Below are 888 nucleotides of genomic sequence, written 5' to 3'. Positions count from 1 at the left end.
GGGCGGTCCTCGCGGACGACGACGGCGGCGCGGGTGACGGTGTCGTGCTTCGCGAGGGCGGATTCGATTTCGCCGAGTTCGATGCGGAAGCCGCGGACCTTGACCTGGAAGTCGGTGCGGCCGAGGTAGTCGATGGTGCCGTCGGTGGCCCAGCGGGCGAGGTCGCCGGTGCGGTACATGCGGGTGCCGGGGGTGCCGTGGGGGTCGGCGGTGAAGCGTTCGGCGGTGAGGCCGGGGCGGGCGAGGTAGCCGCGGGCGAGGCCGGCGCCGGCGAGGTAGAGCTCGCCGGGGGTGCCTGCGGGGACGGGGCGCAGGGCCGAATCGAGGATGTAGGCGCGGGTGTTGAGCATCGGGCGGCCGATGGACGGGTTCGCCGTGCGGCCGTCCAGGACGGCGGTGGTGGACCAGATGGTGGTCTCGGTGGGGCCGTACACGTTGAGCACCGACCGTCCGGCCGAGGCCATGGCCTCGGCGAGCGTCCCCGGGACGGCTTCGCCGCCGACGAGCATGCGCAGGCCGGAGAGCGCCTGCGGCACCTGGGCGGTGAGCGTCTGCCACAGGGACGGGGTGGCTTGGAGGACGGTGCCGTCGGTCTTGGTGATGAGGGCGGCGAGGGCTTCGGGGTCGAGGACTTCGTCCTTGCTCGCGATGACGACGGCGGCGCCGTTGAGGAGGGGGAGGTAGAGCTCCAGGGCGGCGATGTCGAAGGAGACGGTGGTGACGGCGATGAGCCGGTCGGTGCCGTCCATCGGGACGCGGGCGGACATGTCGGTGAGGAAGTTGTCGAGTGCGGCGCGGGGGATGACGACGCCCTTGGGGCGGCCGGTGGAGCCGGAGGTGTAGATCGCGTAGGCGGGCGTCCGGCCGTCGTGGACCACCTCGAGAGGC

The 888-nt window shown here is 72.9% G+C and carries 1 protein-coding gene; it reads right to left on the bottom strand.

The window, feature by feature from the left end; all coding sequences use genetic code 11:
* A partial coding sequence (locus PUR71_RS29500; protein ID WP_443077612.1) for an amino acid adenylation domain-containing protein occupies positions 1-888 on the bottom strand: 888 nt, incomplete at both ends.

This window comes from Streptomyces sp. SP17BM10 (genome assembly GCF_036322405.1).
Lineage (GTDB): Bacteria > Actinomycetota > Actinomycetes > Streptomycetales > Streptomycetaceae > Kitasatospora.
Note: the sequence above shows the minus strand (reverse complement) of the source record. Positions and strands in the feature narration are given on the sequence as shown.